9 protein-coding genes and 1 pseudogene are annotated in these 20,895 nt (G+C 73.1%); 4 read left to right on the top strand and 6 right to left on the bottom strand.

The window, feature by feature from the left end:
- Nucleotides 1-85: 85 nt before the first annotated feature.
- From OG900_26395 to OG900_26415, 5 genes are all read right to left on the bottom strand, one after another.
- Entirely contained in the window at nucleotides 86-1,063 is a 978-nt protein-coding gene (locus tag OG900_26395) for a class I SAM-dependent methyltransferase (GenBank protein WUH93296.1), read from the bottom strand.
- A 169-nt stretch (nucleotides 1,064-1,232) separates the two neighbouring features.
- The gene (locus OG900_26400; protein ID WUH95933.1) at nucleotides 1,233-2,126 is read right to left on the bottom strand and encodes a carbohydrate ABC transporter permease; all 894 of its coding nucleotides are present in this window, start codon (nucleotides 2,124-2,126) and stop codon (nucleotides 1,233-1,235) included.
- Between the two features lie 26 nt (nucleotides 2,127-2,152).
- On the bottom strand, nucleotides 2,153-3,433 hold the full coding sequence (locus tag OG900_26405; GenBank protein ID WUH93297.1) for a sugar ABC transporter permease: 1,281 nt from the start codon (nucleotides 3,431-3,433) through the stop codon (nucleotides 2,153-2,155).
- A gap of 119 nt (nucleotides 3,434-3,552) precedes the next feature.
- Nucleotides 3,553-4,977, bottom strand: a complete 1,425-nt coding sequence (locus OG900_26410; GenBank protein WUH93298.1) for an extracellular solute-binding protein — start codon at nucleotides 4,975-4,977, stop codon at nucleotides 3,553-3,555.
- A 747-nt stretch (nucleotides 4,978-5,724) separates the two neighbouring features.
- The gene (locus tag OG900_26415; protein WUH93299.1) at nucleotides 5,725-8,961 is read right to left on the bottom strand and encodes an FtsK/SpoIIIE domain-containing protein; all 3,237 of its coding nucleotides are present in this window, start codon (nucleotides 8,959-8,961) and stop codon (nucleotides 5,725-5,727) included.
- A gap of 570 nt (nucleotides 8,962-9,531) precedes the next feature.
- On the opposite strand from OG900_26415, the gene OG900_26420 reads away from it, so the two are divergent.
- The 4 genes and pseudogenes from OG900_26420 (at nucleotide 9,532) to OG900_26435 (ending at nucleotide 16,053) form a co-directional block, all read left to right on the top strand.
- Nucleotides 9,532-11,406, top strand: coding sequence for a serine/threonine protein kinase (locus OG900_26420; protein ID WUH93300.1), 1,875 nt, complete (start codon nucleotides 9,532-9,534; stop codon nucleotides 11,404-11,406).
- Between the two features lie 255 nt (nucleotides 11,407-11,661).
- Nucleotides 11,662-12,930: pseudogene (locus tag OG900_26425) on the top strand (serine/threonine protein kinase).
- Nucleotides 12,931-13,973: 1,043 nt separating this feature from the next.
- The gene (gene prfB, locus OG900_26430; protein WUH93301.1) at nucleotides 13,974-15,092 is read left to right on the top strand and encodes a peptide chain release factor 2; all 1,119 of its coding nucleotides are present in this window, start codon (nucleotides 13,974-13,976) and stop codon (nucleotides 15,090-15,092) included.
- Between the two features lie 442 nt (nucleotides 15,093-15,534).
- Nucleotides 15,535-16,053, top strand: coding sequence for a hypothetical protein (locus tag OG900_26435; protein WUH93302.1), 519 nt, complete (start codon nucleotides 15,535-15,537; stop codon nucleotides 16,051-16,053).
- 281 nt (nucleotides 16,054-16,334) lie between these two features.
- On the opposite strand, the gene OG900_26440 is transcribed toward OG900_26435, so the two are convergent.
- Complete coding sequence (locus tag OG900_26440; protein WUH93303.1) at nucleotides 16,335-20,510, bottom strand: hypothetical protein; 4,176 nt, start codon at nucleotides 20,508-20,510, stop codon at nucleotides 16,335-16,337.
- Nucleotides 20,511-20,895: the final 385 nt, after the last annotated feature.

The raw sequence follows: 20,895 nt of genomic DNA on the forward strand, positions 1-20,895 counted from the left end.
GGGGACACGGGACACTACGACCACATCCGCGGTAAATGCGGTGTGTGACGCTGTATATCCTGCGAACGCGCGGTTGCCCCGCTGGTTACGCCTGGTGGCGTAGCGCGGCGCGAAGCCTTACGAAGCCTTTGGACACGAACGGCGGCAGCACGTTGAGCACCAGCCGGCGCAGCGGTGACCGCCGCCGGGCCGCGGGCGCGGGCTCGGCGGCCTGGGCCGGCTGGGGGACCGGCGGGGCCGGCTCGGGGACCGGCGCGACCTCCTCGGCCGGCGGCTCCTCGCGGCGGTGCCGGGACCGGGGCTGGGCCGGCGGGACCGTCTTGGCGCCCTTGACCCGCACCAGCTTGCCGCCGGCCACCGCCTCGACGCCGTGCCACAGGTCGTCGCGCCCGGCGAGGAATTCCAGCAGCTGCTCGCGCACCGGCGCCGGGTCGCCCCACGTGCCGTAGAGCTTGGTGCCGGTCACGCACACCGGGTTGAGGCCGCCGGTGGCGACCGCCGCCCAGACCGCGGCGGCCACCCCGGGGCAGTGCTCGGAGCGGTAGTCGTCCAGCGCGACGATGCCGTGCGGGTGCAGCAGCGTCCTGGTGTCCTCGATGTCGCCGCGTACGTGCTCGTAGAGGTGCGAGCCGTCGATGTGCGCGAAGCGGCAGCTGGCGGCCGGCACCCGGTCCCGTACGAGGGACGACAGGCCCTGGACCACGGTGGGCAGCTCGTCGTGGAAGGACAGGTAATTGGACTCGAACGAGCGACGGGTGAGCGTCGAGTAGGAGTACCGCATCTCCGCGGAGTTCGCGTCGTCCTGCGCCGGGGAATCGAACAGGTCGCAGACCGTGAAGGTCTCGCCGGACCGCAGGTAGCTGCCCATGAAGATCGCGCTCTTGCCCATGTAGGCGCCGATCTCCAGCAGGTCCCCCGGTTCGGTCAGCTCGCTCTGCCGGGCCAGGAACCAGTCGAAGAGCAGCTGGTCGACGGGGAAGAACCAGCCTTTGACCTCGTCGAGTGAGGTGGGTGCGGGAAGCTCCTCGCCGGCCGGCTCCGGGGCGGTGGGGGTGAGCGTCATGGGGATCCGTTCGAACGGGTGGGAGCCCCTGGTGCGGGCGGCTCCCGGCTGCGGGGGGCGTCAGTGTAAACGTCCCCCGCGGCCGGAATCGTCCGCCGCGTCACCGTGTCGCCGCCGTCAACAGGCGTGCGGTGACGTCACAGCGCCCGCCGTCAGGACCGGCGTGCGGTCACTTCACCGCGCCCGCCATCACGCCGCCCACGAACTGCCGCTGGAAGGCGAAGAAGACCGCCAGCGGGATCACCATCGACACGAAGGCGCCGGGCGCCAGGATGTCGATGTTGTTGCCGAACTGCCGCACCTGCTGCTGGAGCGCCACCGTGATGGGCTGCGAGTCGCTGTTCGCGAAGATCAGCGCCACCAGCATGTCGTTCCACACCCACAGGAACTGGAAGATGCCCAGCGACGCGATCGCCGGACCGCCCAGCGGCATCACCACCCGCGCGAACAGCCGCAGTTCGCCCGCGCCGTCGAGGCGCGCGGCCTCCAGCAGCTCCCTGGGGATCTCCGCGAAGAAGTTCCGCAGCAGGAAGATCGCGAACGGCAGCCCGAAGGCGGTGTGGAAGAGCACCACCCCGGAGATGTCGCCGAAGATCCCGATGTCGCCGAAGAGCTTCGCCACCGGGATCAGCGCCACCTGCACCGGCACCACCAGCATCGCCACCACGGCGATGAACCACCAGTCGCGGCCGGGGAAGTCCATCCAGGCGAAGGCGTAGCCGGCCAGCGACCCGATCACCACCACCAGCAGGGTCGTGGGAATGGTGATCAGCGCCGTGTTCACCAGCGAGTCGGTGATGGCGTGGTTGTCCAGCAGGGTGCGGTAGTTGGTCACCGTCAGCTGCGACGGCGAGGTGAAGACCTTCCACCAGCCGCTGGCGGATATGTCCGCCGGGGTGCGCAGGCTGGACAGCAGCAGGCCGAAGGTCGGCAGCAGCCAGAACAGGCCCACCACCAGCAGCACGACCCGCACCACCCCGCCGCCGGCCAGGGCCGCCAGCCGGGTGCCGAGACGGTCCTTGGGCCGTACGCCCGCAGGACGGTCCGCTGTGTCGCGGGGCATCGCCTGCCCCGCGGTCGCGTCGGCGCTCATCGGCGTCCCTCCCTGCGCAGCCGCCGGATGTTGAAGATCATGACCGGCAGCACCAGCAGCAGCAGGATCACACCGATCGCACTGCCGACGCCCTGGTCGTCACCGCCGCCGAACGACGACAGGTACAGCTGCAGGGCCAGCACGTTGGCATTCTGCTGCGTGTTGCCGGGCGCGATGATGTAGACGAGGTCGAAGATCTTCAGCACGTTGATCATCAGCGTGACCGTGACCACCACCAGCACCGGTGCCAGCAGCGGCACGGTGATCCGGCGGAAGACCTGCCACTCGTCGGCCCCGTCCACCCGCGCCTGCTCCATCAGCTCCCGCGGCACCCCGGCCAGGCCCGCCGCGATCAGCACCATCGCGAAACCCGCCCACATCCAGATGTAGGACGCGATGATCGACGGCGTCACCAGGCTCGGGCCGAGCCAGTTGATGCCCTCGTACTTCCCGGAGAAATTCGACGCGGGCAGCCGCAGTCGGGCGCCGACCGCCGAGGCGGGCAGCTTGTACGTCCCGTCCTTGCCGGACTTCGCCGACGCGACGACCTTGCCGTCCTTGACCGCCTGCACCTTCACCCCGGACAGCGCCTTCTCACCGGGGTCGATCACCCCCGGCTTCCCGGTGCCGCCGGGCCGGAAGTCCAGCCACACCGTGCCGGTCACCGAACCCGGCTGCGACGGCGCGGGCTTCGCGTCCGCCGCGCCGGAAGGCACCTTGTTCTGCGGGATGCCGATCAGCGGCAGGTCGGCGGGAGTGCCGCTGGCCGCCGCCGACTTCGACGTGAAGGAACCGCCCGCGGTCGGCGCCAGATCGCTGTTCGGCCGCGGTCTGGCCCCCGGGTAGGCGGCGTTGTCGGTGAAGGTGTCGTGCACCGCCACCACCACGGCGTTCGCCACGCCCTGCGAGGGGTCCTGCTCGTAGACCAGCCGGAAGATGATCCCGGCGGCCAGCATCGAGATCGCCATCGGCATGAAGACGATCAGCTTGAACGCCGTGCCCCAGCGCACCCTCTCGGTGAGCACCGCGAACACCAGGCCGAGCGCGGTCGCCACGGCCGGCGCGACCACCACCCAGACCACGTTGTTGCGCACCGCGGTGAGGATGCCGTGGTCGCTGAAGACCGTCCCGAAGTTCTTCAGCCCGATGAAGGCGCTGCCGTCCGCGTCGTAGAGGCTCCGCTTGACGGTGTAGACGATCGGATACGCCACCAGCGCGCCCAGCAGCACCAGCGCGGGCAGCAGGAACACCGCGGCCACCCACGGCCGGGTGCCCATCACACTGCGACGGGGACCGGATCCCTTTCCGGGACCCGGCGGGGGCGGTACGGCGGCGGCGGAACCGCCGCCTCCCGCCCCCGCGGTGGCACCAGCCACCTGTGCCGGGGCCACGTGCCTCAGCCCCCGTACGCCTTGGTGGCGTCCGCCTCCAGCTTGGCCTGCGCACCCGCCACGTCGGACGGCTTGGCGAGGAAGTCCTGGAGGTCCTTCCACTCGCCCTCGCCCTTCGTGCCGCCGAAGGCCGCCGGCGCCTGGTCCGACATGTCGAACCGGAAGTCGTCACCCGCGGCGATCAGCGACTGGGCGATGTTGCGCTGCACGTCGTCCGGATACGCCGCCATGTCCAGCGACTTGTTCGGCGAGAGGTAACCGCCGCCCTGGGCCCAGATCTTGGCGGCGTCCGTCGACGCGATGAAGGTCAGCAGCGCCTGCGCGCCGGGGCCGTCCTTGAGCGCCACCCCCACGTCACCGCCGCTGACCACCGGCGCTTTGCCCGTACCCACGGCGGGGAAGGCGAACTCCTTGGCGTCCGTGCCGACCTTCGCCTTGGTGTTGGCCGAGATGAAGGCCGAGACGAAATCGCCCTCGTAGACCATCGCGGCGGCCGGCGGATTGCCGGTGAAGGTCTGCGTCACCGACTTCGGGAAGTCCGTGGCCAGGGCGCCCTTGGCGCCGCCCGCGATCAGGTCCTTGGCGCCGAACAGCTGGCCCAGCGTGGTCAGCGCGTCCTTCACCGACGGGTCGGTCCACTTGATCTTGTGCGCGGCCAACTGGTCGTACTTCTCCGGACCGGCCTGCGAGAGGTAGATGTTCTCGAACCAGTCGGTCAGGGTCCAGCCGTCCGCACCGCCGATCGACACCGGGGGAGTGCCCGACTCGAAGACGGTCTCCGCGGTCTTCAGGAAGTCCGCCCAGGTCTTCGGCTCCGTCGCGCCCGCGTTGCTGAAGGCCGCCGCGTTGTACCAGATCAGCGACTTGTTGGAGACCTTGGCGTAGACGCCGTACTGCTTGCCCTTCCACGCGCCGAGCTTCTGCCAGCCCGGGGAGAAGTTCTTTCCCAACTGGGCCTGCGCCTCCGGGCCCAGCGGCTTGAGCCAGCCCTTGTCGGCGAACTGGTGCAGCACGCCGTTCTGCGCGAGGAAGGCCACGTCGGGCGGGGCGCCGCCCTGGATCTTCGTCCCCAGGAAGGTCGACTGGCTGTCGCCCGTCGGCACGAACGTGGTCTTCGCGCCGGTGCGCTTGTCGAACTCGTCGAGCACCTTCTGGAAGTTCTTCTGCTCGGGCCCCGTCCACACCGCGGCCACTTCCAGCTTCTGGCCGTGCAGGTCGGGCAGTTGCAGGGCGTCACCGCTGCTGGGCGCCGCCGCCGACGTCGTCGGCGTGTCGCTCTTCTTGCCCCCGTCGTCGCTGCCACCGCCGCCGCAGGCCGCGGCGCCCAGCGCCAGGGCCGACGCCGATACGACGGCGAGCGCTATGCGCGTAGTCCGGCGTGAGGCGCTGCCGCTCGGGGCGATCCGCGTCTTACCCTTTAACCTGTGCATCTGGCTTCCCCTCAGTCCCGTGGCGTCCTGTCCTACGCCCGGTGAACTCCCCCCGGCAAGAGCCGATACCACCCACCGCCCGCAATGTGACCACGCCGTGATCTTGGCTCAAACCTGGGGGTGCCCCCTTGCCCCTGCCCCTTCCCCGGCGCTCCGGGACCTTCCCCCGGGTGGGCGGCCTGTCTCGCAGTTCTCCCCCAGAGCTTCGCCCGGGGGTACCCTCACGAGCCCCTGGGCGGGTGCCACTCCCTGCGGGGTGCTGTTACGGACTCCACAGTTGCGCTGTGTGGGTGGCTTGGCGCTCCGTTCTCCCCCAGCGCTTCGCCTGGGGGTACCCCCACGCGCCCCTTTTGGCCTGCGTCCTCCGCCGGCCGGCGTTCGCCCCTGCCGAGGGCCCTCTGCGCAGGGGGGCACGCGTTTTTCAGGGGCGCGGGGAACTGCGCGCCCCGCCGACAAGGCGGGAAGGAAAGGCAACGCCACAGCAAGTGGCACCCCCCAGGGGCGCGTGGGGGTACTCCCACGCGAAGCGCTGGGGGAGAACGGAGCGCCAAGCCCCCACGGAGCGCAACCGTGGAGTCCGTAACAGCACCCCGCAGGGAGTGGCGGGGAACTGCGCGCCCCGCCGACAAGGCGGGAAGGAAAGGCAACGCCACAGCAAGTGGCACCCCCCAGGGGCGCGTGGGGGTACCCCCACCCGGGGGAAGGTCCGGGAACAGGGGGCGGGGGCGCCCCCGGCGGGGGTGCGGGTCAGGCAGACGTGGCCTCGGCCTCGGCGGCACGCTGAAGCGCACTGGCGAGGAGTGCGAGATCGGTCGGCCCGTTCCCCAGCTCACGGACCTGGCGCCGGGCCGGCGGATCCCCCATCCGCTCCCACTCGAGCCCCACAACCGTCGGCCGCAAGGTCGCCGTGCGCGGGATGCGCCCGCTGACCCGCCCGGCCTGAAAGGCCGTCACCGCCCCGCCGGGCCGCCGGAGATACCCGCGGCCCGGGACGCTCTCGTCGAGCCCGGCCGGGTCCTCGACATTCACCAGCAGCGCCGCTGACTCCGTGTCGGGCATCCGCAGCGCGACCCGCAGCGGTGCCCGCTCGTCCGCGTCGGTGCCCGCCGTGCGCTCGGGGCGGCCGGTGGCGGTGACGAGGTGGACGCCGAGGCGCTCGCCGTCCCGGGCGACCGACTCGATCGCCCGGACGACGCTGCCGGCCGCGGGCCTCCCGGAGGCGCCGAGCGCGGGGGCCACGAGCGCGTCGAAGTCGTCGACGAGCACGACGAGCCGCGGCAGCGCGGGCACGTCCTGGGGCGAGGCCCCCGGCGGGCGCCCGCCGGGGTGCGGCACGGTCGCGGCGACGAGCCGCTCGGCATGCCACGCGGCGAAGGCCTGCCCGCCGAGCACTCCCTCGCGCCGCTTCAGCTCCGCGCTGAGCGCCTGCGCGAACTCCCGCATCCGGACGGGGTCGGCGGCCACCAGGTGCGCGCTGACGTGGGGCAGGTCGGCGCAGCCGCCGAGCCCTTCGCCGCGGTCCTGCCCGGCGCCGTCGACCAGGATCAGCGCGAGCCTCTCCGGCCGCTCGGCGGCGGCCAGTGCCGCGGCGAAGGACCGCAGCAGCTCGGTCTTGCCCGCGCCAGGGGCCCCGCCGACGATCAGGTGCGGCCCCTCGGCCACGAGGTCCACCGCGACCCGGCCGCCGGGTCCCGCGCCCGCCCCGAGCACGGCGACCCCGGACGGCGCCGCGGCGGGCGCGGCGGCCCAGCGGGCGGCGATCTTCGCGGGCGTGGCCAGCGCGAGGTCCAGCTCGTCGAGCAGCCGTACGGAGGCGGGCAGCGCGTGCCGCGACAGGGCGCCCGGCGCGTCCGCGTCGGCTTCGCGCAACGGGGCCAGCGCCCGCGCGAAATGCTCGGCCCAGGCGGCGGACACCGCGTCGAGCACGATCTCGTCGGCGCCGCCGGAGCCCGCGGGCTCCCCGGCGGGCTCGACCCGCAGCATCGTCGCGACGTCACCCGACAGGCGGGCGACGACCCCGTCGTCCACGGCGGGCCGCTCGCCCGGCTCGGCCAGGCACAGCACATGGATGCCGACTGCGGGACCGGCCGCCGCGATCCGCGCGACGGTCTCGCGCAGCGCCGCGGACCCGGGGTCGCCGTCGACCACCAGCAGCGAATACGGCCCCGGCTGCCCGGCGCCCGCCGGGCCCTCCTCGATCCTGCGCACCAGCTCCGCGGTGCGCGCCTGCGCCTGGTCGCGGTCGAAGGCGAGCAGCAGCCGGCAGTCCTGGCCGCGGGACGGGCGCAGATGCGGCAGCCAGTTCAGCCAGGACCACTCCTCGGCCCGCTGGTCGGCGGGCCTGGCACGGTCCGCGCTGACCAGCACGACCTCAAGGGCGGTGGGGGAGTGCAGCGCGCACAGCTGGGCGAGCACCGCGCGGGCGAGGCCGGCCAGCCGCGGCCGCGGCCCGGCCAAGGTCAGCGCGGAGGTGCGCGGCTCGCGCAGGTCCACGGTGAAGGGCACTCCGCCCAGCCGCCGGTTCCCGTACTCCGACGGCAGGTCGGCGGTGCCGAGCCGTACGGTCAGCGCGTCCGGGTGCCCGGGGGTGCGCTCCCACAGCCGCCTGCCGGGGCCCAGCGCCGTGAGCAGCACGGCCGCCGGGTCGGGCCACCGCTCCCGCAGCGCCTCCGCCTCACCCCCGGCGTACGCCTCCTCCTCGCCCCGCCCCGTCCCGCCGAGCCGCCGCCTGGCCCAGGCCCCTATCGACCCGACGACCCCGCTGCGCCCCCCGGGACCTGCACCGGGCCGCCGCGCCTGACCGGTGTCCCGCCGCACACCCGTGCCGGGGCTGTCCTGCGCGGTGCTCCTGCTCCCGCTGCTGCCGCCGCGCCCGCCGGGGCCGTCGCCCTGGTGCCCGGGGGTGCCGAGCGCGTCCGGCGCGGTGGTCTCCGGGCTCCCGCCCGGGTGCCCGAGGGCGCCGGAGGCGTCGTCCCGGGATGCCGGGCCGCCGGTGCGGCCCCCGGTCGCGCCGCCCTGGCGCCCGCTTTCCGCGCCGGGCGCGAACGGCGCGGTATCCGGGTGACCGGCCGCGCCGGAGAGGCCGGGGCCGCCGGGCCCGTCCACGGCGTCCGCCAGGTGCCCGCCGCGGGCGGCGGACCCGCTGCGGCCCGCCGCCGCACGGTCCTCGCGGGTCGGGCCGTCCGCGTCCCTGCCGTCCTGCGGGTGCCCCGCGGGCGAGCCGTCCGCCGCGCCGTCCCGGGGTGCCGGGACCGGCGGGGAGGCGGGCGCGGGCCAGGGGGCGTCCCGGAGGGAGACGCGGAGGTGCCCGTCGGTGTCGGGGGTGGCCGGGAGCGGGGGCGGGGCGGGGGAGCCCGCCGGGTCGAGGCGGAGCGTGGACTCGCCCAGGTGCAGCAGTGCGCCCGGGGGCAGCGGCACCGGCTGCGGGCCGACAGCGCGCCCGCTCAGCGTCGTACCGTTCGTGGAGCCCAGGTCGGCGACGGTGAGGCCGCCGTCCGGGCCGAAGGCCACCTCGCAGTGCAGCCGGGAGACGTCCGGGTCGTCCAGCGGCACATCCGCGTCGGCCGACCGCCCGATCGTGGCCCGGCCGCCGGGCAGCAGGTGGACGCCGCCGGCGTCGGGCCCGCCGACCACCAGCAGCCTGGCGACGTCGGCGGACGGGCGGCCGTATTCCCCGAAGCTGCCGTACTGCCCGTGGTCGTGCGGCTCGCCAGGGCGCCCCGTGGACGCGTGCAGCGACAGGACGGCGCCGTCGACCAGCGGCGGCACCCCGAGGACGGCGGTGGGCGGCACGCGGTCCTGGCCGACGTAGAGCGCCACCGAGGACCCGGCGGAGCGGCCCGGCTGCCCGGACCCCGCGGCCGAGGCGAGCGCGCCGGCCACCGAGCCGAGCACGGTGCCCGGGGGCGCGGTGACGAGCACGTCGCTGCCGCCGCGTGCGGCCCGGCCGCTGCGCGGCCCGAGGACGGTCAGCCGGATCTGCATCTCGTCCGCGGTCCCTTCTGCCCGGGCGCGCGGCGGAAGACCCCTCCCGGACCGCGCACGAGCGCGTTGACACTGAACACCTACGACAGCTGGCGACACACTTGGCGAACACCCGCGCCCGCCTGCCGGACCGGACAGCGTCCGGCGGCGCGCGGCCGCGACCGGCAGGGCCGCCCCCGCTGCCCCCACCGGACCGTACGGGTGCATCCTCCCACCCGCCACCGACATCCTGACGCCGGTACCACCTCCGGTGATCTTGTCCTACCGCGGACCGGGCCGCTCACCATCGGCGGCACGGCGGGAAGTGACCGGATCCGGCCGTTTCGCGGCAGAACCTGATCTCTGTCGGAGCCGTGTCGCCGCCGCCTCCCGGCCGTCTTCCGCCTGCCGCGTACCGCAAACCGGCGCAAGCCGATCCGCCGCCGACCGCGCAACCGCGGACCGCCGTGCGGCGTCCTACCCGGGAATCCCGGCGGCGCCACCAGGCCACGGTTTGCCGCGCGGCACTACGCTTGGCCGGAATCGGGGCACCGGAAGGGCCCGGTCACTACGGAGCAGGGAGCGCATGACGTGCGGCCGGTAGGCAGCAAGTACCTCCTGGAGGAGCCGCTCGGGCGCGGCGCCACAGGCACCGTCTGGCGTGCCCGGGTGCGGGACGAGTCGGGCACCGCGGTCGCCGTCAAGGTGCTCAAGGAAGAGCTGGCCGGCGACCCCGACGTGGTGATGCGCTTCCTTCGCGAGCGCTCCGTCCTGGTCCGGCTGCGCCACCCGCACATCGTGCGGGTCCGCGACCTGGTCGTCGAGGGCGACCTGCTCGCCCTGGTCATGGACCTGGTCGACGGCCCCGACCTGCACCGCTATCTGCGGGAGAACGGCCCCTTCACCCCGGTCGCCGCCTCGCTGCTGACCGCCGCCGTCGCCGACGCGCTCGCCGCCAGCCATGCCGACGGCGTCGTGCACCGCGACCTCAAGCCCGCCAACGTGCTGCTCGCCACCCTCACCGGTGAGAACGGCGAAGAGCGGATGCACCCGATGCTCACCGACTTCGGCATCGCGCGCCTGGCGGACTCCCCGGGCGTCACCCGGACCCACGAATTCGTCGGCACCCCCGCCTACGTGGCGCCGGAATCCGCCCAGGGCCGCCCGCAGACCTCCGCCGTCGACGTCTACGGTGCCGGAATCCTGCTCTACGAGCTGGTCACCGGGCGTACGCCCTTCCAGGGCGAGAATGCCATCGAGGTGCTCCAGGCCCACCTCAACCAGCAGCCGCGCCGCCCCAGCACCGTTCCCGAACCGCTGTGGACGGTCATCGAGCGCTGCCTGCGCAAGGAGCCCACCCAGCGCCCGAGCGCCGACAGCCTGGCCCGCGCGCTGCGGGTGGTCGCGGCGGGCGTCGGCGTGCACGCCACGCCCGACGCGGCCGAGGCCGCGCTCGGCGTGGGCGCGCTGCTCGCCCCCGACGAGACCCCGACCCTGGTGCCCGGCACCGGCCAGGGCGGCGCACGGGGCGCGGGAGCCGGCAATTCCGACGCCGACCCCACGCAGGTGCTGCCGCAGGGGCAGGGCGGCGGCTACGACCCGAACGCCGCGACCAGCGTGCTGCCCTCCGAGGGCGACCGCTCGGCCCGGCCCGCCGCCGACGGCACCCGCGTCATGCCGCCCGTGCCCGACGGCGCACCGCAGTCCGCGCAGGCGCAGGGCGGCCCGCACCCGTGGGAGTCGCAGCTCAGCGCGGCCCGGCAGCGCAACGACCAGACCGAGGCGCGCTATCTGCCGCCGGAGATGGACCCGCTCTTCCGCCGCCCGCGCCGCCAGCCGGGCCAGCCGGAGCAGGGGCAGGGACAAGGCCAGGGACAGGGCGGCCAGGGCCGGCAGGGCTACGGATACCCGCAGCAGCCGTACCAGCAGCAGCAACAGCAGCAGGGCGGCGGCCAGGGCTACGGCTATCCGCAGCAGCAGTCCGGCCCCTCGCAGCAGCCCCGCTACCAGCAGCCGCAGCAGCAGTCGGGGCCGCCCCCGCAGGCGTACGAGCCGCGAAGGGAGCAGCAGCCGCAGCCGCAGCGCTACGAGCCGCAGCAGCGCCCGCCGGCCCGGGCCCCCGAGCCGCCCCGGCAGCACGACCCGCGCGAGCCGCGGCGGCGCAGCGCGAACCCGGTCAAGATCCCCGGCCTCGGCTGCCTCAAGGGCTGCCTGACGGTGATCCTGGTGATCGCCGTGCTCTTCGTCGTCATCTGGTACACCACGCCGCTGCCGCACTGGGTCGACAGCACCCGCAACCTGTGGGACGCGACGTCGAGTTGGGCCCATTCGGCATGGGACAAGATCTCCTCGATCACCGGCGACTCCGGCGGCGGCCAGGGCAACGACACCCCCGGCCTGAACAGCACCCCGGACCTGAACAACCTCCCCGACCTCAACGGCCTGCCCGGACAGAACGGCAACTGACCCCGTTTCGTCGCCCCGCCCGACACTCCGCCCGTACGCAGCCGGTCCGCGTACGGGCGGAGCGCCGTCGTACGCCCCTTCCGACGCGTGTTCCGACGCCCACCTTGGGGATTTGTCGACTTCCGAAGGGTGATTTCTCGTGCGGAACGCCCACTCACCGCCCTCGCGTACCCCGAACGGCCGCTGTTCCGCGTAGCTTTGTCGGCAACGCTTGGTCGCCCACGCGACGGACCGCCGGAGGAGTCGGAGCAAGTCTTGGCCAGGAAGATCGGCAGCCGCTACACCGCCCACCAGGTGCTCGGGCGGGGATCCGCGGGCACGGTGTGGCTCGGTGACGGCCCCGAGGGACCGGTCGCCATCAAGTTGCTGCGCGAGGACCTGGCCTCCGACCAGGACCTGGTCGGCCGGTTCGTGCAGGAGCGCACCGCGCTGCTCTCGCTCGACGACCCGCACATCGTCGGCATCCGCGACCTGGTGGTCGACGGCAGCGACCTCGCCCTGGTGATGGACCTGGTCCGCGGCACCGACCTGCGCTCCCGGCTGGAGCGCGAGCGACGGCTCGCCCCCGAGGCCGCCGTCGCCATCGCCGCCGACGTCGCCGACGGCCTCGCCGCGGCCCATGCCGCGGGCGTGGTCCACCGCGACGTCAAGCCGGAGAACGTCCTGCTCGACTCCGCCGCCCCCGCAGGCCCCGGCGGCGCACCGCCCGCGCTGCTCACCGACTTCGGCATCGCCCGCCTGGTCGACTCCCCGCGCCGCACCCGCGCCACCCGCATCATCGGCACCCCCGACTACCTGGCCCCGGAGATCATCGAGGGCCTGCCGCCGCGCGCCTCCGTCGACATCTACGCGCTGGCCACCGTCCTCTACGAGCTGCTCGGCGGCTTCACCCCCTTCGGCGGCGGCCACCCCGGCGCCGTCCTGCGCCGGCACGTGACCGAGGCCGTACAGCCGCTGCCCGGGTTGCCCGCCGACCTCGAACGCATCCTCACCGCCTGCCTCGCCAAGGCCCCCGCCTCCCGGCTCACCGCCGGCGAGCTGGCCGCCCGGCTGCGCGACCTGCTGCCGCGGCTCGCCGGCCTGCCCCCGCTGGACGTGACCGCGCCCGGCGACACCGGCGAGGAGGGCGGCTACGGCGACGCCGTGCCCGAGCCGCCCGCGCCCGCCGCCGCACCGGCCGCCCCCGCCGCGCCGCCCGGCGGCGACCGCAGGCGCGGGGCCGTGCCGCTGGTCAGGGGCGCCGCCCCCGACTCCTCCCGGGACACCCACACCAGCATCAAGCTGCCCACCGCCGAGGAGCTCGCCGGTTTCGGCGCCTCCTCCCGGGGCGCGGGCAAGGGCCGCGCCTCCGCGCCAGGCCGGCCCGCGAGCCCCCGGCACCGGGCGGTCTCCGACGCCATGCGGCAGCGGCGTATCCGCTTCGCGGCGGCCGCCGCGGCGGCGCTCGCGGTGGCCGGCATCGGCGGCTGGGGCATCGCCTCGGCCGGCTCCTCGGGCTCCCCGGGCCCGGGTAATTCCCGCGACGACACCCCGCCGACGACGGACCCCGCGACCGACCACAAGACCGACTCGGCCGCCACCGCGCCCAAGGCCATCACCCCCGCCGCCCCGACCGCGGGCGCCGACGCCCCGCAGGGACGTACCGGCCAGTCCGTCGCGCTGCCGCGCTGGTCCGCCTTCCAGGGCGTGCCCGCCGCCGGCGTCCCGCTGGTCGGCGGCCCGCGCGCGCTCGTCGTGAACGGCGCCACCTACGTCTTCGCCCGCGGCCAGGACAAGAACATCTGGTACGTCGTCCGCGACGGCTCCGACTACGGCCCGTGGCACAAGCTCAGCGGGATAAGCGTCGCCGACGACCCGGCCGCCGTCTCCGCCAAGGCCGGCCGCGTCGACCTGTTCGCGCTCGGCACCGACGGCCTGCTCTACCGCAGGACCATGACCGGCACCCACTGGAATTCCTGGTCCCAGGTCGACGAGCGCACCCACTTCGCCGCCGCCCCCGCCGCCGCCTCCTCCGAGCCCGGCAGGATCGACCTGGTCGGCCGGGTCGGCGGCGACCTCGTCACGGCCTCCCTGGTGGGCAGCCGCTGGAACGCCTGGGCCGTCGTCCCCACCGCGGGCCGTATCACCGCCGCCCCCGCCCTGGTCTCCCGGGCCCGCGGCACCCTCGACGCCTTCGTCGTCCGCAAGGCAGACGGCGCCGTCCTCCAGCTGCCCTACGCCGGCGGCGCCTGGCGCCCCTGCGCCGTCGTCCAGGGACTCGACGCCACCGCCCGCCCCGACGCCGTCGCCGCCGGCGACCGGCTCTACGCCTTCGCACCCGGCGGCCAGGCCGCGGTCGCCCCCGACGCCGACTGGTCGACCGCCCCGCTGCCCGGCACACCCACCGCCCTGGGCGCGGCAGCCGCGTCACCGCACACGCTGGAGATATTCACCAGGACCTCCTCCGGCACCCTGAGCAGGGCGACCGCGTCGGTGTGACGGCCCCGCCATGCCGCGAGGGTCTCGATGAGGGCACTCTCGCGGCACGACAGGGGCGGTAGGTTTCGGCCAGCCGGTAGGCTGGACCCGTGGCAATCGTCGATGTATCCGAAGAACTGAAATCCCTGTCCTCGACCATGGGGTCGATCGAGGCCGTCCTCGACCTCGACCGGATGCGGACCGACATCGCCGCGCTTGAGGAGCAGGCCGCCGTGCCGTCCCTGTGGGACGACCCGGAGAGCGCGCAGAAGATCACCAGCCGGCTCTCCCACCTCCAGGCCGAGCTGCGCAAGGTCGAGACGCTGCGCGGCCGTATCGACGACCTCGCCGTCCTCTTCGAGCTGGCCGAGGCCGAGGACGACGCCGACACCCGCACCGAGGCCGAGAGCGAGCTGGAAGAGGTCCGCAAGTCGCTGGACGAGATGGAGGTCAGGACCCTGCTGTCGGGCGAGTACGACGCCCGCGAGGCCCTGGTCAACATCCGCGCCGAGGCCGGCGGCGTCGACGCGGCGGACTTCGCCGAGCAGCTCCAGCGGATGTACATGCGCTGGGCCGAGCGCCACGGCTATGCCACCGAGGTCTACGAGACCTCCTACGCGGAGGAGGCCGGCATCAAGTCGACCACCTTCGTGGTCAAGGCCCCCTACGCCTACGGCACCCTCTCCGTCGAGCAGGGCACCCACCGCCTGGTGCGGATCTCCCCCTTCGACAACCAGGGCCGCCGCCAGACCTCCTTCGCCGGTGTCGAGGTCCTCCCGGTCGTGGAGCAGAGCGACCACGTCGAGATCGACGAGTCCGAACTGCGCGTCGACGTCTACCGCGCCTCGGGCCCCGGCGGCCAGGGCGTCAACACCACCGACTCCGCCGTCCGTATCACCCACATCCCCACCGGCATCGTCGTCTCCTGCCAGAACGAGCGCTCCCAGATCCAGAACAAGGCCAGCGCCATGAACGTCCTCCAGGCCAAGCTGCTCGAACGCCGCCGCCAGGAGGAGCAGGCCCTGATGGACTCCCTCGGCAAGAGCGACGGCGGCAACTCCTGGGGCAACCAGATGCGTTCGTACGTCCTGCACCCTTACCAGATGGTCAAGGACCTGCGCACCGACCACGAGGTCGGCAACCCCCAGGGCGTCCTCGACGGCGACATCGACGGCTTCATCGAGGCGGGCATCCGCTGGCGCAAGTCCCGTGAGAAGGCCGCGGCTTGAGCCGTCCGTGACGTTGGACATGTCACAGCCTTGTGCAGAAGTGCCGGGCACACAGGGGTAATTGACGCATTGTGTGCTTAATGGCCTTGACGCTCCGGAAGAAAGCCGCGAGGGTGATGCGCGGCATGCGCATGTCTGAGGCGTCAGCGCACGGGGGCGAGCGTTGAAGATTCCCTCCAGTGACAACCCTCACGTTGCCTGCGCAGCCCGAAGCAGACATCTACTGGGGGTAATCGACTCATGAGCAAGCGCAACACGCGGCTGCGTGTCGCCCGCATAGCCGCGGCGGCCGTCATAGCCGGCGGCGCCTCCCTGACGGCCGTGGGCGCGGCCCAGGCAGTGACGAACGACAGCACGACGTCGCAGTCGAAGCCGGGCATCCACACCCTGGACGACCCGACCGACCCGCTGAGCGGCGCGATCGGCAACGGTGGTGCCTCCGGTGACGCTGCTGCTGGTGGCGGGGATGCCGCTGCTGGCGGTGGAGATGCTGCCGCGGGTGGCGGGGATGCCGCTGCGGGCGGTGGTGACGCTGCTGCTGGTGGCGGGGATGCTGCCGCGGGTGGCGGGGATGCTGCTGCTGGCGGTGGAGATGCTGCCGCGGGCGGTGGTGACGCTGCTGCTGGTGGCGGGGATGCCGCTGCTGGCGGTGGAGATGCTGCCGCGGGTGGCGGGGATGCTGCTGCTGGTGGCGGGGATGCTGCCGCGGGCGGTGGTGACGCTGCCGCGGGTGGCGGGGATGCCGCTGCGGGCGGTGGTGACGCTGCTGCTGGCGGTGGTGACGCCGCTGCGGGTGGTGGCAACGCTGCGGGTGGTGGCAACGCTGCGGGTGGTGGCAACGCTGCCGGCGGTGGGAACGCTGCCGGCGGTGGCGGCAATGCCGCGGGTGGCGCGTCGACTGGTACGTCGTCGACCGGCGGCGGCACGCAGCCCAACGGCAACAACAACACCTGCACCCTGACCGGTGAGAGCGTCGACTGCGGTAACAACAACACCGGCACCGACAACACCCAGTCGGTCCCGCAGGGCGACACCACGAGCCAGCTCGCCGAGACCGGCTCCAGTGGCACGACCTTCCTGCTGCTCGGTGCCGCGACCCTGATCGCGGGCGGCATCGGCTTCCGCCTGACCCCGCGCCTGGCGGCCGGCCGCCGCGACGCGGCCTGACGGCAGCACGCATACGCACAAGGGTGGGGCCGGAACGCGGAAGCGTTCCGGCCCCACCCTTGTGCCTTGCGCCCGCTAAGGCGCGGAGGGCCGCGGGGGCACGAGCACCGTCAGATCGTCGGTGATCGTCCTCGCGACCGCTCCGTATCCGTCGACCGACAGGTTGACGTGGTCGCCCGAGTCGAAGTCGAGCGGCGCGGCCTGGCTGCTGAGCTGCTGCTCCGGGGGCGTGGCGGTGCTGGCGGGGTCGTCCACGGCGACAGCCGCGTCGGCGTCGACGTAGGTCTGCCCCGGCGGGTTGCCTGCCGAGACCCCGCTGATCCAGTCGTTCACCGTCTGCCGGTAGGCGTCGGCGGTGTCGGTGCAGGTCGTGTATCCCTCGCAGGGTGTCAGCGTCATGATGACGGTCCTGATCCCCCACGCCTGCAACTGGTCGAGCAGGGTCTGATAGGCGGTGGTCAGGTAGACGTCGTCGCTGCCCGAGACGATGTCCTGCAGGCCCTGGGCGATCACCACGGTGTTCACCTGGGGCTCGGCGAGGATGTCCCTGTCCACCCGGGACAGCAGGGAGAAGGTTCCCACGTAGCTGCCGACCACATCCGTCGCCAGGCGGTTCCGCCGGATGTCCGCCGCGACGACGCCGTACTGCGGGACGTCCTGGGTGTTCGTCCGGAGCGCGTGGGACAGGGCGCCGCCCAGCCGCCAGTTCGTCGGCTGGGCGCCGCTGCCGCCGATCGCCGTCGTCGCACCTGCCGACGCGTCGACCAGACCGTCCCCGACAGTGACAACCGTGGGACTGCCGTCCGTCGTCACGAGGTCCAGGCCGGTGACGATGTCGCTGAAGTAGCCGTGCGGCAGGTCCGTACCGGTGAACACGGAACTCGCCGTGTCGGCCGTATGGTCACCGCTGCCGACAGGGCTGATGTAGGTCAGGACACCCGAAGCCCAGGAGTGCTCGGGGATGTGGGCCACCGAGTTGGCCAAGTGAAAGCTCAGCAGTACGTTCTGGCCCGCGGTCACCGACACGGGCAACGGGTCGCTGAACACCTCGCCTCCCACCGGTATCTCCGTGCCCGCGGAGCCGCCGAACGCCATGTCGGTCGGGGTGCCGGCCGCCGCCAGCCCACTGCCCTGGAGCGCGAAGGTCACGTGGTCGATGTCGAGCGGCGTCGTCGCGTTGGTGTTCGAGAGCTTGATGCGCGCCCGGTTTCCGCCGACGCTCGGTGTGACGACGGATCGGAACGTCTGATCCCCGTAGGACTTGCCGCCGATGAAGTTGTAGGTGCCCTCGTTCGGCGAACTCCAGGCCCCCGTCCACGACGCCCCGCCCGGGGCGGTCGTCGTGTCGCGTACCGCCATCGCCAGGATGTGCAGGCCGGGCACGAAGGCCTGGGCCTTGCTGCTCAGGTCGGGGAGGGTCACCGAGGAGACGTGGGCGCCCGGGGCCAGCGGGACGGCGAAGGCGTAGACCTTGCGGTTGCCCGTGATCTGGCCGGTGGGCGTGTTGATCTGGGTGAAGGCGCTCACCGCCAGCGAGGCCGGGCCGACGCTCCAGTCCGGCACCGCCAGGTAGTACGACTGCGGTGCGGTGCCGTCCGCGTAGGTGACCGTGCCGGAGGCCTCGCCGCAGTCGCTGTACCGCTCGTTGTCGTAGCCGTATGTGCAGTCGGTCGCGCTGATGCTGGTGCCGTCCGGCACGTATGGGCTGCTGTGGTCGGCGGGCACGTGGTCCGCGGCGCTGCCGCCGTACGTGGACATGGCCAGGAAGACCAGGGCGTTGCCCTGCTCGCCGTTCATGGTGATGGTCTGGTTCGCCGCCAGGACGTTGTCGGCGGCCCCGGCGCCGAAGTTCGGGAGGGTGAAGGTGGCGCCGTCGGCGGTGAGCCTGCCGCCGGGCTGCCAGCCCTTGGACTGCATCTCCTGGAGGGAGAAGGAGCCGCCCACGCCGTCGGCGTTCGCCACCGCCGGCGTCGCGTTGTCGGACACCGCCGTGTTGTTGAACGCGGCGGCCAGGCTCGGGTAGGTCTTCCCGGCGTGGCCCACGGACGTGAAGTGGTATTCGTGCATGGGCGATTCGTTGCCGGCCGAGTCGAGCGCGTAGGCGAACAGCGTGTGCGTGCCCGGCGCCACCGGCGTCGCCGTGTACTGCGCGGTGTTGTTCGAGGCGGTCTTGGTCTGGCTCGCGGGGGCGCCCGTGGTCGGGGGCGCGACGTCGAGGCCGAAGACGAACTTCGCCGCGTTGTTCTGGGTGGTGCCCGGGTCGACCTTCGCGGTGAAGGTGCCCGGGGTGCCGGCCGTGGCGCCGGGGCCGCCGCCCTTGTCGATGTCGGGGTAGACGTCGGCGAGGACGTCCGGCTCCACAGGGGCGCGCTGGTCGACGGTGAAGTGGCAGGTCGAGGTGCCGGCCTTGGAATCCTCGCCGTCGCTCACGGAGACCTGCCAGTTGACGACGCTGCCGTCGGCGAGGTTCTTGATGTAGGTGAGCGGGAAGGAGGCGGGGGCCTGCTGGCCGCTGGAGACGTCCTTGCTCTTCAGCGTGGACTTGGCGCCCGACCCGACCCAGTAGGTGTAGGTCGCCTGGAGCGCGTCCTTGTCGGTGTCGGAGACCAGCGACGACAAGGTGGGCGGTGTGGTGGCGACCGTCTTGCCGAGGATCGGGTAGGGCGTCGCGGTGGCGCAGCCGTACGTCGAGGAGTTGAGCTTGACGGTCGGCGTCGCCGGCGGGTTGGGCGCGTGGTTGTAGGTGATGCTCACCGTGGGGTTCGCGGCGAACCGCTTGAAGTGGTAGCCGTTGGACTCGTTGGCGTTGGCCAGCACGTAGGTCAGCGACGACCAGTGCCCGGCCGCCGCGCTCGCGACGGTCGAGGTCGCCGTGAAGCCGCCGGGGACGTAACTCGTGCAGGCGGGCGCGAAGGAGTGGCTGTCGATCCTCGTGCCGGCGGCCGGCTTGTTGCTCCAGGTTGTCTTGGAGCTGATCGCCGAGGTCAGGTACATGTTGACGGTGCTGGTGGTGTCGCACTGCGCCGCGTACGTCTCGGTGGTGTTGATGACCGCGCTGACGATGTGCGCGCCCCAGATCCCGGAGGGTATGCCGAGCTGGAAGTACGACCGCTCGACGCCGACGCACCCTGAGTAGGTGTTGTCGCCCACGCCGGGGTCGCCGTATTTGGTCGAGTCGTAGTTGGAGGTCGTGGAGCAGCCGGACTGCACCTCGGCCCAGTGCTGGCGTGACCCGGACGTCGGGTGCGGATTCCAGCTCGGGTCGATGTAGACCGGGTAGACGGTGTCCTCGCCGGTGAGCAGCTTCCGGTCCGGGGTCAGGGTGAGGGCGCCGGCGGCGACCCGTACGCCCAGAGCGGCGGTGTGCGCGCCCGGTTGCGGGCTCGCGGCGGCGGGCAGCGCGGCCGACCTGGCCCGGGTGGCGGGGGCGACGGTACGTGCCGGGGCCGCGCCCGCGGCGCGCGCCGAGTCCCACATGAGCGGCGCGGGGGCGCTGAAGGCGACCTCGCCCTTCGCCGTGACGGCGGCGAGCCCGTCGGGTCCCGCGTCCTTGACGGTGACGCCGGTGGCGCGGGTGCTCAGCGCGAGGGTGCCGAGCCGCGGATCGGCCGCGGCCGCGGGCGTCTTGACGACCAGCACTTCGGAGAAGCCGCCGAGCGTGGTCGCGGTGACCTTCAGGTCGACGTCCGGCAGCACGTCGGGGTAGGTGAGGGCGTCGGCGGCGGCGGTCGGCGCGGGCAGCGCGGTGGGCCAGCCGAAGGCCAGCTGCTCGCCGCCGGAGCCCATGACCGCGAGCGGCGCGGCCGTCCCGCCGCCGGAGAGGCGGAGGCTTCCCGTCGCCGCGGCCGGGCTGTAGGTGCCGTCGGCATTGCGCACCAGCGTCGCGTCGACGGGTGTCCAGGCGCCGTTCTTGCGGACGCGGGTCGGCAGCAGGGTGGAGTCGTAGGTGGTGGTGCCCGAGGGGTTCGCCGTCGTGGTGGACGTCTCGGTGGTCAGCGCGTCGACGGTGACGGGCCTGCCCTGGGCGGTGGCCTGATCCTGCGCGGCCTGGAGGGCCCGGCGCTGCGCGGGCGTCAGGCCGTCGGCGTCGTCCCTGGGCGCCAGCGGTACGCCGGGCGGCGCCGCCGGTTCGTCGGGCCGCGGCGCGGCGGTGCCCTGCCCTCCCGATACGGGAGCGGTGCCGCCGGTGCTTCCGGTGTCGGCGCCCGCGGGTCCGGCGCCGGCGAGCGCGAGCCCCGGCGTAATTCCCACAACAAGCACACCAGCAATGAAAGCGGACCTCCATCGTCCGCGTTTCCCTGGTTTATTGCAGCACAAACTCACTCGCTGACGCATTTCCCCCACCCCTGAGTCGAGTCGAATCGAGAGACACAACCCGGAGCAAGCTAGCGGCTGCGTGTTCGAATCCACAAGTAGTCGCCGACGTATGACGCACAGTCAAGTCATCCGCACGGCCTGCTGGCTTGTGGGCTCAATGTGGTCCACGATGCCCCCGTGAATCGGATATGTCGCTCCTGTGCGTAAAGGGCCGCATCACATGATTTACGAGGCATAGTCCTGTGTGTTTGACCTCCTCATGGTTTTCGTAAGGTGAAAACTTTACTGTCTGTTCTCTTCTGGAGATCCCGTGCCGGGG

This window comes from Streptomyces sp. NBC_00433, assembly GCA_036015235.1.
GTDB lineage: Bacteria > Actinomycetota > Actinomycetes > Streptomycetales > Streptomycetaceae > Actinacidiphila.

What these genes read in the sequence shown, in the direction of transcription:
- OG900_26400 (WUH95933.1), bottom strand. Translation starts at nt 2,126, where the DNA reads ATGCCCCGCGACACAGCGGACCGTCCTGCGGGCGTACGGCCCAAGGAC.
- OG900_26395 (WUH93296.1), bottom strand. Translation starts at nt 1,063, where the DNA reads ATGACGCTCACCCCCACCGCCCCGGAGCCGGCCGGCGAGGAGCTTCCC.
- OG900_26410 (WUH93298.1), bottom strand. Translation starts at nt 4,977, where the DNA reads ATGCACAGGTTAAAGGGTAAGACGCGGATCGCCCCGAGCGGCAGCGCC.
- OG900_26405 (WUH93297.1), bottom strand. Translation starts at nt 3,433, where the DNA reads ATGGGCACCCGGCCGTGGGTGGCCGCGGTGTTCCTGCTGCCCGCGCTG.
- OG900_26415 (WUH93299.1), bottom strand. Translation starts at nt 8,961, where the DNA reads ATGCAGATCCGGCTGACCGTCCTCGGGCCGCGCAGCGGCCGGGCCGCA.